This window comes from Yersinia sp. 2540 StPb PI (assembly GCF_052217165.1).
GTDB lineage: Bacteria > Pseudomonadota > Gammaproteobacteria > Enterobacterales > Enterobacteriaceae > Yersinia > Yersinia enterocolitica_E.
The window spans coordinates 4,840,768-4,857,737 of the sequence record NZ_JAZGQC010000001.1; the positions used below are offsets into that span (position 1 = coordinate 4,840,768).

A 16,970-nucleotide genomic window follows, 5' to 3' on the forward strand; every position below is an offset into this window, starting at 1 on the left:
TAAAGCGAGGCGATGTGTAGGATAGAGCGGCCTGCAACATTTAGATAGAATAACTTAACATTATCCAAAATGCATGTTAGATAGCGGATTAAAGGCACAAAAAATAGCCATTTCCGCCATTATTTCGTAAATATCCAGCCAGATATACTGCTTATGTTGTCAGTGGGTAAATTGGCCTTACCCGCCCGTACAATGCCGGGTTATCGCTTTCATCCTTAAGCTTCACCCCCGATAAATGCCGTTGGAAAGATTGCTCCAACAACCAGGCTAACTTAAAAGCCGCCTGAGGATAATCCAACCCCTCTGGCCGGATATTAGAAATACAATTGCGCTCGGACTCCAACCGCCGCGTGTTCGGCCCCCAAGTCATATAAACCCCCAAACTATCCGGGGAAGAAAGCCCCGGCCTTTCACCAATCAACATGACAACCGCTTTGGCTTGTAAACACTCCCCTGCATCATCCCCTAATGCTACCCGTGATTGATGAGCCAACACTATCGGGGCCAGTGATAAGCCGAGCGTTTGCAAATAAGGTCGTAAGGCCATCACCAAAGGGATTGCCTGCCGATGTACCGCTTTTGATGACAGACCGTCACCAATGACCAACAGGATGTCGGCTTGCTTATCAGGCCATGCACACAACTGTTCACGGCTTTGCGACGATAGCTTTCGGCCAAGATCCGGGCGGCGCAGATAAGTTGCACGATCTGGCGCAGCACTGTTGACGGTAAGTGTCCGTAATCCTGAATCTGCCAGTTGATTAGCAAGATCTTCACTGATAAACGGCTGATGCACAGCATCACGTGCCTGTGCATGTGCCAAACCAAATTTCAACAGCTCTTCAGTCGGCAAGCTTGCTCCTGTACGGCCAAGAGCAATGCGCGCCGCCGTAAACTGACGCAAAGCCGCCCACGAATTGCGATGTAACACCCCATTTATTATCTCATTTCCGCTCATCAGAATGCCCCCATAGGTGGCAACTGTGCTAATAACGGATGATTGGCCGCGGTATCACGCAAGCGCCCCTGAGCATCCATAATATTCATTTTCTCTAGCCACAGACCAAACTCGGGTGCATGTTTCAGACCGAGCAATTGCCGGATATACAACGCATCATGAAACGACGTACTTTGATAATTAAGCATGATGTCATCAGCTCCCGGCACCCCCATCATAAAGGTCAGTCCAGCGGTCCCCAGTAAGGTCAGCAAGGTATCCATATCATCCTGATCCGCCTCAGCATGGTTGGTATAGCAGACATCACAACCGAGTGGGACACCCAGTAACTTGCCACAGAAATGGTCTTCCAAACCGGCACGGATAATCTGCTTACCATCATAAAGATATTCTGGCCCGATAAACCCGACGACAGTATTAGTCAGTAACGGTGAGAAGCGACGAGCAATCGCATAAGCGCGCGCTTCACAGGTTTGTTGATCAACCCCGAAATGGGCATTACCGGAGAGACAACTGCCCTGCCCAGTTTCAAAATACATCACATTGTCACCGACAGTGCCTCGCTTGAGGCTCAATGCCGCACAGTGTGCTTCTTCCAACAAGGCCAGATTGATGCCAAAACCGGCATTTGCAGCTTCACTGCCCGCGATAGACTGAAACACTAAATCAACCGGTGCTCCGCGTTCAATCAACTTAATCGTGTTAGTAACATGCGTTAATACGCAGGATTGAGTGGGGATCTCAAAGCGGCTTATCACGTCATCCAGCATATAATTAAGTTTTTCTAACAATGGCAAGCTGTCACTGGCGGGATTGATGCCAATCACAGCATCACCGCTGCCATACAGCAGGCCGTCAAGCATGCTGGCGGCGATACCCGGCAAACTGTCCGTGGGGTGATTGGGCTGTAGCCGCACACTTAAGTGGCCGGCAAGGCCAATAGTGTTACGGAATCGGGTAATAACACGGCATTTTTTCGCCACCAGAATCAAATCCTGATTACGCATTATTTTACTTACCGCGGCGGCCATTTCTGGGGTGATACCAGCACTGACTTGCGCTAACGCCACACTGTCGGCCTGCTCGCTGAGTAACCAGTCACGAAAATCGCCGACGGTCAGATGCGCTATTGGCGCAAAAGCCTGCGGGTCGTGGCTATCAATAATCAGCCGTGTGACTTCATCCTGCTCATAAGGAATCAGCATTTGCTGTAAAAACGTTTTTAGCGGCAGATCTGCCAGCGTCATACGGGCAGCCATGCGTTCTTCAGCACTTTCTGCCGCAACGCCCGCCAGATAATCACCCGAACGTGCCGGTGAAGCTTTAGCCATCAAATCACGTAAATCGCCAAAGTGGTAACTACGATGGCTCAGTGTTGTCTGGTACATACTGCGTCCCTTAGTTGCACAGGCTGCATAAACAGCCTGAACAATGATGACATTAATAGCAAGAATGGATCACTCGGCAGCACTGAGCTGTGGATCAAATGCGGCAGTAGCGCGTGAACGGTGGGTAAGACGAAAATAAATATAACCGACCAACATCATTCCAGCGAATATCAGAGCCAGCAGCGGGTTGTAATAGATCATCGCAATCAGACAGACAACCGCCAAAACTAACGCCAATGCTGGCGCAAAGGGATAGAACGGCGCGGAGAATGGGCGAGTCAGGCGTGGCTCTGTTTGTCGCAGTTTGAATAATGACAACATTGAGATGATATACATCACGATGGCACCAAACACCGACATAGTGACAATATTTGCCGTCAGTGGCATGCCGCCAATAATAATCAACGAGTCAGAAAAAATAGCACCAATCCCGACAACACCACCGGCCAAAATAGCCAGGTGTGGGGTACGGAAACGGCGGTTTACTTTGGCCAGCGGCTTAGGTAAATAACCGGCGCGGGCCAAAGCAAAAATCTGGCGGGAATAACCCATAATGATGCCATGGAATGAGGCTATCAGACCAAATAGCCCAAGCCATACCAGCATGTGTAACCAACCGCTGTCGCTGCCAACGATAATTTTCATTGCTTGTGGCAGTGGGTCGTTGATATTAGATAGCTTAGTCCAGTCGCCCACCCCACCGGCAAATACCATCACACCTAATGCCAGCACCACTAAGGTCAAAATACCGCCAATAAAGGCGCGCGGAATGGTACGTTGTGGCTCTTTTGCTTCCTCTGCGGCCATCGAAGCCCCTTCAATCGCCAAAAAGAACCAAATAGCAAAGGGAATAGCGGCAAAAATCCCCGATAATGACCCGATACTGAATGTATCCGCGCCAGCCCAACCGCCTCTGACAAAGTTACTGATTTCAAAGCCTGGTGCGACCACGCCCATAAATACCAGCAACTCAAAAATGGCCAATATCGTCACCAACAGTTCAAAGGTTGCAGCAATACTGACACCCAGAATATTCAATGACATAAATATCAGATAGGCCCCAACCGCCACCCACTTTGGGTCAATTGCTGGGAATTGAACATTAATATAGGCACCAATTGCCATGGCAATGGCGGGAGGAGCAAATACAAACTCAATCAACGTCGCAAGACCAGCAATAAAGCCACCCGTTGGGCCAAAAGCGCGGTGAGCGTAAGCAAACGGCCCTCCGGCATGAGGAATAGCGGTGGTTAATTCGGTAAAACTAAAAATAAATGCCGTGTACATCGCGGCCACACCCAGAGCGGTAAACAGGAACCCTAACGTTCCCGCTTGCGCCCATCCGTAGCTCCAACCAAAATACTCGCCGGAAATCACCAACCCGACGGCAATACCCCATAATTGAAAACTGCCCAACGTACGTTTTAATTCCGGTGCTTGTTTCGCCTGTGACATACCTTATCCCTATCAAAGAAATTTAATGGTAATAGTGCGGTCTATGGCTAAAGCAATGTTTGTACCAAATGATAGATAACCGCTGAACAACGGAAATACCCGCACTTTGAGTAATGGGAAAAGGAGATGTAACGGGAGATAGCACTGTATGTGCGCTTTTCCCGCACTTTTTAGAGGCAAATGCACGAAGATGCAGCACCGCGAGGAAGGTACGCCTCATCCAGTCAAAAAAAGCATCGTTTTGCTGCTGGGAGTACAGCACTCACTTTAATTTTCAGAAATAATGCATTCCGCAATGCCATAAACAAGATGTAAATCACAAAATCAATAATTTATTAAAATTAAATATTTGTGACTAACTGCAAATTTAGGCCATTGCATTTTTATATAAGTGCTAATTTACATAAAATAATTGTGATCACAGTTACTGTTTTTCAGTGTTTGCATTTCATTAGTATCACAGATCACATTTTTTCATCGGTTTGATTAAGCGCGTCGTCAAGAATAAGCTCCATTTCAGTTAATGCCCACGAGAATGAATTAATGGGCCGCCAAGATAAAATAATAATATAAGGACTCCCTATGCAGGCGCTTATCGATTTCTTTCCTGAAAATAGTATTGCGATATATCCTTCCGCCGAACATTGGGAACACGCTATTGATTTATCAATGGCAAGCCTAATCGATAATCATGCGGTTAAACCTGAATATAGTCAGGCAATCAAAGATGCCACCCGTGAGATAGGGCCTTATTATATTTTGGCACCAGAAATAGCCATGCCGCATGCCCGCCCTGAAAATGGCGTGAACCACACCGCACTCAGCCTGACATTGCTGCGTAAAGGCGTGATTTTCGACGCTGACAGTGAACCGGTAAAATTACTGATAGGCCTGGCAGCAAAAGATGCTGACTCCCATATTTATGCTATTCAGGCATTAAGTGAAATGTTCTGTGACGATGAATCTATTACATCATTACTGAATGCAGCCAACACCGAAAATATAAAAGATATCCTTAAGCGTTATTAACCTATTCCGATAATACAATAACAAGGAATTAATATGGCTAATAAATCAATACGCGCCAAAGTACAATCCTTTGGCGGTTTTCTAACAGCAATGGTAATACCTAATATTGGGGCTTTTATTGCCTGGGGGTTTATCACTGCATTATTTATCCCGACCGGATGGACGCCGAACGAACACTTTGGCAAGTTGGTCGGCCCGATGATTACCTACCTGCTACCGTTAATGATTGGTTCTACCGGTGGGCATTTGATTGGGGGTAAACGCGGGGCCGTGATGGGCGGTATTGGCACTATGGGGGTTATTGTTGGTGCTGATATTCCGATGTTTATTGGCGCGATGGTGATGGGGCCACTGGGGGGTTATTTAATTAAACATATCGATAAGCGATTGGAGAAACACATTCCAGCCGGTTTCGAGATGGTAATTAATAATTTCTCCCTCGGTATCAGCGGCATGTTGCTCTGCCTGCTGGCCTATGAAGTGATCGGCCCGGCGGTGATGGAGGCGAATAATCTGGTCAAACAAGGCATCGAAGCACTGGTGTCTACTGGCTTCTTACCCCTACTGGCGGTGATTAATGAGCCTGCCAAAGTGCTGTTCCTGAATAATGCCATCGACCAGGGTATCTATTACCCACTGGGAATGCAGGAAACTGCTATCCACGGTAAATCAATTTACTTTATGGTCGCCTCAAATCCAGGGCCAGGGTTAGGTATTCTGCTGGCTTTCTCACTATTTGGCAAAGGTATGAGTAAGAAGTCAGCACCCGGCGCGATGATTATTCACTTCCTCGGCGGTATCCACGAGCTGTATTTCCCTTATGTTCTTATGAAACCACTGATGATCATTGCCATGATTGCCGGTGCCATGAGTGGCATATACGTCTTTGAATTATTAGGTGCTGGCCTGGTTGCAGGTCCGAGTCCTGGTTCTATCTTCGCGTATCTGGCATTAACCCCTCGCGGTGGTTTCCTGGCTACCTGTGCGGGTGTCTTTACCGGTACTGCGGTTTCGTTCCTGGTGGGTTCCATCATCTTGAAAATGGACAAAGCCACCAGCGAAGAGAGCTTTGAAGAGTCGCAAACCGCCATGAAGAATCTAAAAGCCGAGGGCATATTGGCCAATCACCTCAACAATGATCATCCGGTACGGTTGATAGCCTTTGTCTGCGATGCCGGGATGGGGTCCAGCGCCATGGGAGCAACCACGTTTAGAAAAAAACTGGAGAAAGCCGGTTACCCGATTGCGGTAAAACATTACGCCATCGAAAACATTCCAACCGATGCTGACATCATTGTTACCCACGCCAGCCTTGAAGGCAGAGCACAGGGAGTGACGGACAAGCCATTGATTCTAATTAAAAATTATCTTGGCGACCAGGCTCTGGATATTTTATTCGAGCAATTGACTACAAGTGATAAGCCAAAGGAATCAGTATGAAAACGAAAGTGGCTGCAATATACGGTAAGCAAGATGTCCGCCTACGTGAGTTTGAATTACCCCCGATCAGCGATGACGAATTACTGGTTAGCGTCATTTCCGACAGCGTCTGCCTGTCGACTTACAAAGCGGCTTTGCTGGGTAGTGAGCACAAACGAGTACCGGACGATGTGGCGCAACACCCTGCCATTACTGGCCATGAATGTGCGGGGGTCATTGTTGAAGTCGGTAAGAATTTAGCCACCCGCTATCGTGCTGGTGAACGTTTTGTGTTGCAACCTGCGATGGGGCTACCCAGTGGCTATTCAGCAGGTTACAGCTACGAATATTTTGGCGGTAACGCCACCTATATGATTATTCCCAAGCTGGCTATTGATCTCGGCTGTGTACTGCCTTATCACGGCAGCTATTTTGCCGCCGCATCGCTGGCTGAACCGATGTGTTGCATTATTGGAGCCTATCACGCCAGTTATCACACCACGCAATATGTTTATGAACACCGCATGGGCATTAAGCCCGGCGGTAATCTGGCCCTATTGGCTTGTGCCGGGCCAATGGGAATGGGGGCTATCGATTATGCCATCAACGGTGATATCAAACCGGCCCGCGTGGTGGTGGTAGATATAGATGAAGTCCGTCTGGCTCGTGCTGAGCAACTACTACCAAGAAAACAGGCAGCAGATCAAGGTATCGAACTGATTTACATCAACAGCAGCAAGCTGGATAACCCCATCGATACATTACGTCAACTCACGGGGGATCAGGGTTTTGATGATGTATTTGTCTACGCAGCTGTGCCAACAGTCATTGAATTGGGTGATGATTTGCTGGCAGAAGATGGTTGCCTGAACTTCTTTGCCGGCCCGACAGATAAGCACTTTAAAGTGCCGTTTAACTTCTATCACGTCCACTACTCCAGTACGCATATTGTCGGTACTTCTGGTGGCTCTACCGGTGACATGGAAGAGGCACTTACGCTTTCTGCCCAGCGACGCATACAACCCTCTTTTATGATTACTCATATTGGCGGTCTGGATGCTGTACCTGAAACGGTGCTCAACCTCCCCCATATACCGGGTGGCAAGAAACTGATTTATAACGGCATTACCATGCCCCTCACCGCCATTGACGATTTTGCCGAACGGGGTAAAACGGATCCATTATTTGCGCAATTAGCCGAACTGGTCGCCGAAACTCATGGGGTCTGGAATGAAAAAGCAGAACACTATCTGTTAGCGCACTTTAACGTGGATATCGGAGTCGAGAGTGAAAACACTGGCATATGATATTTTCCGCACCACCGAACAAGCAGCAATGGCGGCCTGGCCACTGCTCGGCTGCGGTAACAAAAACCTTATTGATGGCGTTGCCGTCAGCGCCATGCGCGAGGCCTTAAATCAGATGACGATGCAAGGAAGCATTGTTATCGGAGAAGGCGAAATTGACCATGCGCCGATGCTGTATATTGGCGAACAACTCGGTGCCGGTGGGCCACCTGTTGATATTGCTGTTGATCCTATTGAAGGTACCCGCATGGTCGCGATGGGGCAAGCCAATGCGCTGGCTGTGATTGCTTTTGCCCCACGAGGAATGTTGTTACATGCGCCTGATATGTATATGCGAAAATTAGTGGTAGGTGCACAAGCCAAAGGTTCCATTGACTTGCGCCGTTCACTGACAGAAAACCTGCGCTGTGTGGCGGCTAAGTTAAACAAACCTTTAAATACGTTACGCATGATTACCCTCGACAAACCGCGCCATCAGCAGGCTATCGAACAGGCCAATGCACTCGGTGTTAAAGTTTATGCTATTGCGGACGGCGATGTGGCCGCCAGCCTGATGACCTGCTTATCCAACGGGCAGGCCGATGTGATGTATTGCATCGGCGGCGCACCTGAAGGCGTTATCTCGGCCTGTGCCATTCGTGCTTTGGGCGGCGATATGCAAGCTGAATTGATCGACTTTTGTCAGGCCAAAGGGGAAAGCGTAACCAATCGGGATATTGCCCTCACGGAGCACCAACGCTGCCAGCAAATGGGGGTTAACCTTAATCAGGTCTATTCTCTGAGCGAATTGGTGCGCTCCGGGCAGATTATTTTTTCCGCAACCGGCATCACTCAGGGTGATATCGTCACCGGTATTAAGGAAAAAAATGGGGGCCAACTTCAAACCCAAACACTTTTGATTAACGGGCTGGATAACACCTGTAATATCATCAACTCCCTCCACTATCGATAATGGTGTTAAGGGTAGGATGACTGCATTAACTGAAGATGACGTACTCGAAAGGCTCGCCAGTCCTGAAAATCTCAATGATTTTCTGCTGAATGCCAATGAGATCTTATTTCAGGGTATTAAAAGCCTTCTGCCCTATTTATTTATCAATAATGATGAAGATATTCAGGAATACGCCGTCAAGCCTTTATTAGCCAAGTCAGGCCCACTGGACAGTCTGGATGTTTCTTTGCGCTTAATTTATGCGTTGGGGCAAATAACAAAAGCGGTTTATGCCGATATTTTGTTATTTTCTCAGCTCAGTGAGCATTTGCAGGAAACCGGAGATATTACTGAGTTTCATGACGATATCGTTTATGAATTTATGGGTAATCTCAATGCCGTGACCCAGAATAAAACCTTATTTCAAATGATTGAAAAGATGAAGTTTTCTGACTTCACCATTTTTAATCAGACCCGCTACGGGAATATGGTGAAAACCGGGCTGACGTTGGCAGTGACGTCATTATTACAGGAACTGACTTATGAGAGTGGAACTTAACATTAATGGGCTACAGAACAGCGCGCATTTTCCCGACCGCGATATTACTCATCTGCATCTGCCACTATTAGCCTCACTGTCTCAGCAACAACAGCAACTTCAGCGCCGCATGGTGGTTTTTTTATGCGCGCCACCCGGTACCGGTAAATCCACCCTCGCCACATTTTGGCAATGGCTTTCCCAACGGGATACCACTCTAACACCGGTACAATGTCTGCCTATGGACGGCTTTCACCACTACAATCACTACCTTGATGCCCACCAGTTACGCAGTAAAAAGGGAGCACCAGAAACCTTTGATTTGCCTAAGCTGCGTCAGGCAATCCACCGCTTGCAGCAACCTGGCGCGACCTGGCCTGCCTATGACCGCCGGTTACATGACCCGGTTGAAGATGCCATTATTGTCGACGCACCGATTATCGTGCTGGAGGGCAATTGGTTATTACTGCAACAACCCGGTTGGCAGCAGTTGAAAGCACTGGCTGATTACACTATTTATATTAATGCCGCCCCAGAATTACTGCGGGATCGCCTGATTGAGCGCAAGATCCGTGGCGGTTTATCGCCACAGCAGGCCGAGGATTTTTACCTCGCCACTGACGGCCCTAATGTGTTCAAGGTATTGCAGTTCAGCCAGCCCGCTGACTGTCATTTAGTGATGGATAGCGATATGAGTTACCACAAAGCCTGATCCACAATAAGAAAAAACCCGCCAGCGGCGGGTTTTCACTTTTACACATTGGCTCAAGGTTGCGGGTCGCTGCCAGAATCCTCTTTGCGGGTTTTCACCCATTCTCGCAGCCGCTGAATATGCAGATACAGTGCGGGAATAAACAGTATCCCCACCGCAGTGGCCATCAACATGCCACCAAACACGGTGATACCGATAATTTGACGGCTCATCGCCCCGGCTCCACTGGCAAAAACCAGTGGCATCACCCCGAGGATAAACGAAATAGCAGTCATCATAACCGCACGAAAACGCTGCTTAGCACCTTCCTGTGCCGCATCACGGATACTCGCGCCCTCTTCTCTGCGGGCTTTAGAAAATTCGACGATCAAAATCGCATTCTTAGCCGCCAGCCCTATCAGCAACACTAAGCCGATTTGCGCGTACACATCGTTGGCAAACCCCATTGCCGCCAGCCCTACTACCGCCCCGCCTACGGCAAACACCACCGAGAGGATAACCACCAGCGGAATACTCCAACTCTCATATTGGGCGACTAAAAACAGATAGGCAAAGACCAATGCAGCAAGATAGATAAACACCACTTGCCCGCCGGTTTGCTGCTCCTGCCACGACATTCCGCTCCAGCTATAGCTGTAACCTGACGGTAAATTCTGTGCCAATAACGACTCCATCGCCGCCATTGCCTGACCAGAGCTGGCACCATCAGCCGCGGAACCGCTGATGGCTACCGAAGGGAACTGGTTGAAATTACTGATAAAGGGCGCACCCACTGAGGGGGTTAATGTCACCAGATTGGCCAGACTGACCAATGCACCATTGTCACTGCGCACATTCAGACTATTTATCTGCGCGGTGCGCTGGCGGAAATCCATATCATTTTGTAATTGCACCCGGAACATACGGTTATTCAGGGTAAAATCCCCCGCATTCATCCCCCCAAGTGACGTTTGCAAGGTTTGGAAGATTCGGCTGACCGGTACCTGTAACAGCGCGGCGCGGTCACGATCGATACTCAGATTAGTTTCAGGCACCGAGGCGCTGAAGGTGGTAAATACCCGGCTGAGTTTCGGGTCCTGATTAGCGGCAAAAATAATTCCCTGACTCACCTGCGCCAACTCTTGCGGTGACTGGCCTAACAACGCCTGAATACGTAAATCAAATCCAGAAGCACTGCCCAACCCGGCAATAGCCGGTGGGTTTACTGCCATGATCATCGCCGAAGGGATAGCGGCCAAATTGGCCTGAATACTGGCCAGCACGCGATCAATATGAGGCCGTTGCCCCCAAGGTTTGAGCATCACAATGGCAAACCCGGCATTGGGCGAGTTGTTGCCGCTAAGCAAACTGAAGCCGGTGATTTTTATCACATCCTCGACAGCATCATTATCAGTAACCACTTGATACATCTGGTCCATCACCGTCTGAGTCCGATTAAGCGAAGCCCCATCTGGTAGTTGTAAACTGACAAAGAAGTATCCCTGATCTTCCTCCGGCAGAAACGAGGTGGGTAACCGCGTGTAACCCCACCAGGTTGCCAGCCCCACCAGCAGTAGCGCGACGATACTGAATACCGCGCGGCTACTGATACGGCCGGTCAATGAAACATAACCGTCGCGGGCGCGATCAAGCCCACGATTAATACCGCCGAACAGACCGGTATCTGCCAATGTGCGCCGTTTCAGCAATACCGCACACAGCGCCGGACTTAAGGTTAAGGCATTGATACTGGATAAAATCACCGCCGCCGACAGTGTTACCGCAAACTGCCGGTATAGCTCACCGATAATCCCTGGCAAAATGGCAATCGGCACGAATACCGCCATCAGTACCAGGGTGGTTGCGATAATCGGCCCGGCAATTTGAGTCATCGCCTGTCTGGTTGCTTGCGCCGGTGACAGATCAGGGTCATTCGATAATAAGCGCTCGACGTTTTCCACCACCACAATAGCGTCATCCACCACAATGGTTAGCGCCAGAATAATGGCAAACAGGCTCAGGGTATTGGCCGAATAACCAAAGATATACAGTACAGCGAAGGTGCCGAGCAGGGAGACCGGAATGGTAAGCGCGACGATAAAAGTCGCCCGCATACTTTGCAAAAACAGATACACCACCGCCAATACCACAATTAAGGTTAACGTCAGTGACACTGCGATTTCATGCAATGTTGCGGTAACCGGCAGGGTGGAGTCGTAATTGATTTCATACGTCAGGTCTGGCGGGAAAGAGGCTGATAGCCGGGCCATTTCATCCCGCACCCCATTAGCCACATTTAACGCGTTGGCACCCGGCACCGGATAAACCACTAAAAATGCCGATTCAGTCTGGTTTTGCGCCGCACTGACCTGATAGTTCTGCGCCCCCAGTGCCACGCGAGCAACATCACCTAACCGAATCATGCCGCCCTGAGGATTGCTACGAATAATCACATTAGCAAACTGTTGTGGGTCCGTTAGCCGCCCTTGTCCACTGATGGTCAGGGTTTGCTGTTGACCGGGCACCGACGGTGATGAGCCAATCTGCCCGGCAGCCGCCTGTACGTTTTGCTGTTGTAATGCTGCGACAATATCCTGCACGCTGACATTCAGTGATTCCATCCGTTGCGGATTGAGCCAAACCCGCATGCTGTAATCACGCGCGCCAAATACCTGTACATCGCCGACACCATTGATACGCGCAATGGCATCACGCAACTGAATACTGGTGTAATTGCTGACAAACAGCGCATCATGGGTTTGTTTCGGTGAAAAAACACTGACTCCCAGCAACAAGTTAGAGGCCCGTTTGCGCACGGAAATACCGTTTTCATTCACCTCCGCCGGCAACTGAGCACTCACCTGAGAAATGCGGTTTTGCACCTCAACCGCCGCCATATCGGGGTCGGTACCACTGGCAAAGGTAATACTTAACTGATAACTGCCGTTATTAGCACTGGTCGATTCCATATACAGCATATTGCTGACACCGTTGACCTGCGCTTCCAGTGGTGAGGCCACGGCTTGTGCAACATCGCGGGCACTGGCTCCGGGGTAGACGGCACTCACGGAAACCACCGGTGGCGTAATATCAGGATATTGTTCCACCGGAATCACATACAACGACACCCAGCCAACAATGGTTATCACCAGTGCAATAACAATGGCAAACTTGGGCCGACGGATAAAGAAATGCAGCATCTGGCCTTCCCCTTAATTTACTGTCAGTGGTGTAGCAACGCTGGCGCTAACCGTCATCCCTGGCCGGACATGTTGTAGCCCTGCCACAATCACTCGCTCGCCCACTTTCAGCCCGTCAGTCACTTCATATTGTTGTTCAAACTGCTCACCCAACGTCACTTGCCGCACATCGACCTGATCTTTATCGTTCACCACCAAAACAAAGTGTCCCTGCTTATTCTGCTGCAATGCGGCAATCGGTATGACAGTAACCGGTTTTGCCATTTCTGCTGCCAGCGACACATTCACCACCCCACCGGGCAGTAATAAATGCCGTGGATTGGCAAAACGGGTACGCAGGGTAACGGTACCGGTCTGTTTATCAATTTGATTATCAACGGACTCAAAAACGCCGCGTTCCGGGTACTGCTTACCATTCGCCAGTTGAATACGGGGAGTAAAGTTGCCAAACGGCAATGTGCTGCTGTCAGCAGAGGGACCTGCAACCGACAACTGATAGGTTGCTGTAATGTAATCTCGTTCATTCACTGCAATAGCTACCCGAATCGGATCAAGTTGGACAATATTGACCAACGTGCCGCTGGCGGGATTAATTAGGCTACCGACATTAAAACGGCTGTGACCAATCTGACCGGTTATCGGCGCGTAAATACGGGTAAAACTGAGCTGTAATTGCTGGATTTGCAGGTTCGCCTGCGCCTGAGCTACCGCCGCGCGGCTAATATCGCGCTGCGCTTGTGCTTCGTCAACTTCCGCCTGGCTGACCGAGCGATTACTTCCCAAACGCTGTAAGCGGGTGAGGTTCACCTGAGCATGATTAGCACTGGCAGTCGCACTGTCTAACTGCGCCTGGGCCTGCGTTACTGCGGCCTGATGCAACGCGGGATCAATTTCATACAATAGAGAGCCCTGCTTGACCATCTGCCCTTCAGTAAACAACCGCGCAGCAATAAACCCTTCGGTGCGGGTCGTCACATCCACCGCCTGAATCGCCTCCACGCGCCCCAAATACTGTAACGCAGTATCTGGTGTGATTGAGGTTACGACCGAAACAGTCACCGCAGGCAGCGGTGCTGCTGCAAAAACCTGATGTGTCACAAGACTCAACAGCAAGAGCAAATTCAGCCGAGTCCGTAGGATTCGTGGCACGTAATTGATTAGCGTGGACCAAACCAAATTCAGTGTAACCATGGTCATTCCTTACTCTCGGCAAAAAGTGATAATTTCATAACGGGCGCGCAACCTTTTGCGGGCCAAAGAGAAGGTAACGTATTACACCTATAATGATAAGAGACTAAGATTATATTCATGTTAGTTTATATTTCTTCTGAGTCTTCACTTCCTGCTGATTAAATGGATGTTTTATCCTATTGAGGATCAGCCTAAATTTTGTAAGTGCCAAGGGAACTCACTATGACGGACTCCAGCCAGCCAGAATCACCATCACGGGCAAAAGGAGATAATGTTTTCTTTGCAAAACAAACTTTACAGGCCATGGCCTTGCTGGTTGGGGCAACCATCATTATTGCAGCGGTAGGCATTATCTATATCGCCTCGCAATTAAATGAACAAGCGACATCTCAAAGCCGTTTTCTGGTAGAAAAAGCCTGGAAAATGCGGCAAGACTCAATAAAAACCCGAATAAAAGACAATGCTTTCTGGGGTGATGCTTATGAACATTTGCATGTAAAAGTCGATCCTGACTGGGCTTTTGTCAGCCAAAATCTGGGGCCGTCACTGTATAGCGACTTTAATTATGAGGGAGTGTTTGTCGTTGATGGGCCAGGAAAAACCCGTTATTCGGTCATCAATGGGCAACTGAAAAATATTAGCCTGCCCGATTGGCTCAACAAAGATATGACCCCGTTGATTGACGCCGCCCGAGCGCGGGCAGACAAACAATATATTGCAACTGAAACCATCGACGTGGCTGGGCAACCGGCCATTGTTGCGGCTGCGGCCTTAACCACTGGTAGTGATCCACGCGTTAAAACAGTGGCTGGAGCACCCTCTGTTCTGGTGTTTATCGATTTACTGACACAGCCCGAGCTAAATACCTTGGGCGAAGATTATGGTATTCATCAACTGCGTACCCCTGAGGATGAAAAAGACGCGGCATCCAGCCCGTCAGTTCTATTATCTGCCAGTGATAACAGCGCATTGACGCTGCATTGGAATCAGGATATGCCCGGCGCGCAACTGCTCAACATATTACTCCCACTACTGATGCTGGTTGCGTTGATTCTTGGGCTGACCGGCTGGTTAGTTCTGCGGCGGGCGATGTCAGAAGCACGGGTAGCGGATGAAAACAAATCTGCTTTAATCGCCAGCGAAGAACGCTTTCGTCATGTCGCCGAAGCTGCTACCGACTGGTTATGGGAAACCGATGCCGATTTACGCATCACCTACCTGTCGCAACGGTTTTTGACCATTACCGGATTAAGTGTGGAGTACTGGCTGGGGCGTAATCTTGATTCACTGTTAAATTGTGACATTATCCCGCTGCGCTCTTGGTTACAGCACACCCATCTGACGGAATCTCGCAATGAGTTGCAATGCACTTATTTCTCCGCCAAGGGCGATAAACGCATTTGCCGTATCTATGCCAAACCTATCATCCAAAACAACGAAACCATTGGGTTCCGTGGCACCGCATCGGATATCACCCGTGAAATAGAAGCACAGGAACGGATTCAACACCTATCTCTACATGATGCATTGACCGGTTTACCCAACCGTCTGCGAATGAAAGAATTCCTGGAAAATAAGTTACGCCATTTAGCTGCGGCCCCCCACCCGCTGGTGATCCTCAATGTTGACTTGGATAAATTTAAACCTGTTAACGACACTTTTGGCCATGTTACCGGTGATCTGGTACTGCATCAGGTATCTGAACGCCTAAGAAGTTGTTTGCGTGATCAAGATTTAGTCGCGCGTCAGGGGGGAGATGAATTCGTTCTAATTATCACAGGTCTTGCGTCACGCAAAGAAATTGAACAGCTTTGTGCGCGCGTTATCACCCGAATCGAAAGTCCTTACGTGATAAATGATCAGGATATTTATATCGGGGCCAGCATTGGTATTGCACTGGCACCTCAAGACTCAATGCAAGCAGAAGAGCTATTACGATTTGCAGATATTGCCATGTATGAAGCTAAAAACAGTGGCCGTAACCGTTGGAGCTTCTACTCCAGTGAAATGAATGAACGCCTGATGCAACGCAGTGAGCTAGAGCGTTTTTTACGTCAGGCCGTTAAGCACAACGAATTTAACCTTTATTACCAGCCACGCTACCGTATTGAGGGAACACAGCTGACGGGTGCTGAAGCCTTGGTGCGCTGGAACCACCCAATTTTGGGGCTGCTGATGCCGGATCAATTTATTGCGCTGGCCGAAGAGACGGGGCTTATCACCTCAATTAGCGACTGGACCATGCTACAGGCATGTCAGGATGCATCGACATGGCCCTCGTCACTGATTGTTTCCGTTAATATTTCTGCGGTTGAATTCAGGAACCAGCGCCTGATAGAACGAGTGCGCCAAGTCCTGCTGCTCACCGGGCTACCTAGCCATCGATTGGAGCTGGAAATCACCGAGCGGATAATGATTGAAGATGCCGATGGTGCCTTTAAAACCATGACAGCATTGAAAACCCTGGGTGTGCGCTTATCGATGGATGACTTTGGTACTGGATATTCCTCACTGAATTATCTGCGCCGCTTCCCGTTCGATGGATTGAAAATTGATAAGAGCTTTACCGATGAACTGGCCGAGTCACATGAAGGCCAATCAATTGTCGAAGGGATCATTAACCTCGGCCATGCACTGTCCATGACGGTGACCGCCGAAGGGGTAGAAACCGCCGAACAGCTCGGGCAGTTACAGACTCTGATGTGTGATGAAGTTCAGGGTTATTTCTTGGGTAAGCCAATGAAACTGGATGATTTATCAGTTCTTATCCGTAATACACATTATGACTGAGGGCCGTTCAGCCGCTGACGCTCAAGGCGATAGGGCTGAGCGGTAACGCTATTTTTAAGAGATTAGCCGGGGA

At 49.2% G+C, this 16,970-nt stretch carries 12 protein-coding genes; 7 read left to right on the forward strand and 5 right to left on the reverse strand.

Translation table 11 applies throughout. The features are described 5' to 3' along the window. Nucleotides 1-151 precede the first annotated feature (151 nt). The 3 genes from eutC to eat all read right to left on the reverse strand — a co-directional run bounded on the left by eutC (nucleotide 152) and on the right by eat (nucleotide 3,801). The gene (eutC, locus tag V1956_RS22605; RefSeq protein WP_420075313.1) at nucleotides 152-958 is read right to left on the reverse strand and encodes an ethanolamine ammonia-lyase subunit EutC; all 807 of its coding nucleotides are present in this window, start codon (nucleotides 956-958) and stop codon (nucleotides 152-154) included. Then, on the reverse strand, nucleotides 958-2,346 hold the full coding sequence (locus V1956_RS22610) for an ethanolamine ammonia-lyase subunit EutB (protein ID WP_420075312.1): 1,389 nt from the start codon (nucleotides 2,344-2,346) through the stop codon (nucleotides 958-960). The genes eutC and V1956_RS22610 overlap by 1 nt, the downstream gene beginning before the upstream one ends. A gap of 69 nt (nucleotides 2,347-2,415) precedes the next feature. Next, nucleotides 2,416-3,801 (reverse strand): ethanolamine permease, encoded by a 1,386-nt coding sequence (gene eat / locus V1956_RS22615; RefSeq protein WP_372560543.1) that lies wholly within the window; start codon nucleotides 3,799-3,801, stop codon nucleotides 2,416-2,418. Nucleotides 3,802-4,383: 582 nt separating this feature from the next. Here eat and V1956_RS22620 point away from each other — a divergent pair. The 6 genes from V1956_RS22620 to V1956_RS22645 are packed head-to-tail and all read left to right on the forward strand — an operon-like array spanning nucleotide 4,384 to nucleotide 9,737. Beyond that, nucleotides 4,384-4,830, forward strand: a complete 447-nt coding sequence (locus tag V1956_RS22620) for a PTS sugar transporter subunit IIA (RefSeq protein ID WP_083162495.1) — start codon at nucleotides 4,384-4,386, stop codon at nucleotides 4,828-4,830. A gap of 33 nt (nucleotides 4,831-4,863) precedes the next feature. Then, a complete protein-coding gene (locus V1956_RS22625; protein ID WP_102970533.1) occupies nucleotides 4,864-6,270 on the forward strand; it encodes a PTS mannitol transporter subunit IICB in 1,407 nt (468 codons plus the stop codon). Continuing rightward, complete coding sequence (locus V1956_RS22630) at nucleotides 6,267-7,556, forward strand: zinc-binding dehydrogenase (RefSeq protein ID WP_442825727.1); 1,290 nt, start codon at nucleotides 6,267-6,269, stop codon at nucleotides 7,554-7,556. Before V1956_RS22625 ends, V1956_RS22630 begins: the two co-directional genes overlap by 4 nt. A gap of 28 nt (nucleotides 7,557-7,584) precedes the next feature. Further along, nucleotides 7,585-8,508, forward strand: coding sequence for a class II fructose-bisphosphatase (gene glpX / locus V1956_RS22635; protein ID WP_372560702.1), 924 nt, complete (start codon nucleotides 7,585-7,587; stop codon nucleotides 8,506-8,508). Nucleotides 8,509-8,524: 16 nt separating this feature from the next. Continuing rightward, nucleotides 8,525-9,046: an MltR family transcriptional regulator gene (locus V1956_RS22640; RefSeq protein ID WP_372560541.1), complete on the forward strand. Its 522-nt coding sequence runs from the start codon at nucleotides 8,525-8,527 to the stop codon at nucleotides 9,044-9,046. Next, the gene (locus V1956_RS22645; RefSeq protein WP_372560540.1) at nucleotides 9,030-9,737 is read left to right on the forward strand and encodes a nucleoside/nucleotide kinase family protein; all 708 of its coding nucleotides are present in this window, start codon (nucleotides 9,030-9,032) and stop codon (nucleotides 9,735-9,737) included. Before V1956_RS22640 ends, V1956_RS22645 begins: the two co-directional genes overlap by 17 nt. A 53-nt stretch (nucleotides 9,738-9,790) precedes the next feature. Here the strand turns inward: V1956_RS22645 and V1956_RS22650 are convergent, their stop codons facing one another. Both V1956_RS22650 and V1956_RS22655 read right to left on the reverse strand, forming a co-directional pair. Next, nucleotides 9,791-12,916, reverse strand: coding sequence for an efflux RND transporter permease subunit (locus tag V1956_RS22650; RefSeq protein WP_442825728.1), 3,126 nt, complete (start codon nucleotides 12,914-12,916; stop codon nucleotides 9,791-9,793). A 12-nt stretch (nucleotides 12,917-12,928) separates the two neighbouring features. Further along, nucleotides 12,929-14,107, reverse strand: coding sequence for an efflux RND transporter periplasmic adaptor subunit (locus V1956_RS22655; protein WP_372560538.1), 1,179 nt, complete (start codon nucleotides 14,105-14,107; stop codon nucleotides 12,929-12,931). Between the two features lie 222 nt (nucleotides 14,108-14,329). Here V1956_RS22655 and V1956_RS22660 point away from each other — a divergent pair, with 222 nt between their 5' ends. Beyond that, nucleotides 14,330-16,897, forward strand: coding sequence for a bifunctional diguanylate cyclase/phosphodiesterase (locus tag V1956_RS22660; RefSeq protein ID WP_372560537.1), 2,568 nt, complete (start codon nucleotides 14,330-14,332; stop codon nucleotides 16,895-16,897). Nucleotides 16,898-16,970: the final 73 nt, after the last annotated feature.

Bases quoted from the DNA above. Each gene is read 5' to 3' on its own strand.
- eutC (WP_420075313.1), bottom strand. From the start codon at position 958: ATGAGCGGAAATGAGATAATAAATGGGGTGTTACATCGCAATTCGTGG.
- V1956_RS22610 (WP_420075312.1), bottom strand. From the start codon at position 2,346: ATGTACCAGACAACACTGAGCCATCGTAGTTACCACTTTGGCGATTTA.
- eat (WP_372560543.1), bottom strand. From the start codon at position 3,801: ATGTCACAGGCGAAACAAGCACCGGAATTAAAACGTACGTTGGGCAGT.
- V1956_RS22620 (WP_083162495.1), top strand. From the start codon at position 4,384: ATGCAGGCGCTTATCGATTTCTTTCCTGAAAATAGTATTGCGATATAT.
- V1956_RS22625 (WP_102970533.1), top strand. From the start codon at position 4,864: ATGGCTAATAAATCAATACGCGCCAAAGTACAATCCTTTGGCGGTTTT.
- V1956_RS22630 (WP_442825727.1), top strand. From the start codon at position 6,267: ATGAAAACGAAAGTGGCTGCAATATACGGTAAGCAAGATGTCCGCCTA.
- glpX (WP_372560702.1), top strand. From the start codon at position 7,585: ATGGCGGCCTGGCCACTGCTCGGCTGCGGTAACAAAAACCTTATTGAT.
- V1956_RS22640 (WP_372560541.1), top strand. From the start codon at position 8,525: ATGACTGCATTAACTGAAGATGACGTACTCGAAAGGCTCGCCAGTCCT.
- V1956_RS22645 (WP_372560540.1), top strand. From the start codon at position 9,030: ATGAGAGTGGAACTTAACATTAATGGGCTACAGAACAGCGCGCATTTT.
- V1956_RS22650 (WP_442825728.1), bottom strand. From the start codon at position 12,916: ATGCTGCATTTCTTTATCCGTCGGCCCAAGTTTGCCATTGTTATTGCA.
- V1956_RS22655 (WP_372560538.1), bottom strand. From the start codon at position 14,107: ATGGTTACACTGAATTTGGTTTGGTCCACGCTAATCAATTACGTGCCA.
- V1956_RS22660 (WP_372560537.1), top strand. From the start codon at position 14,330: ATGACGGACTCCAGCCAGCCAGAATCACCATCACGGGCAAAAGGAGAT.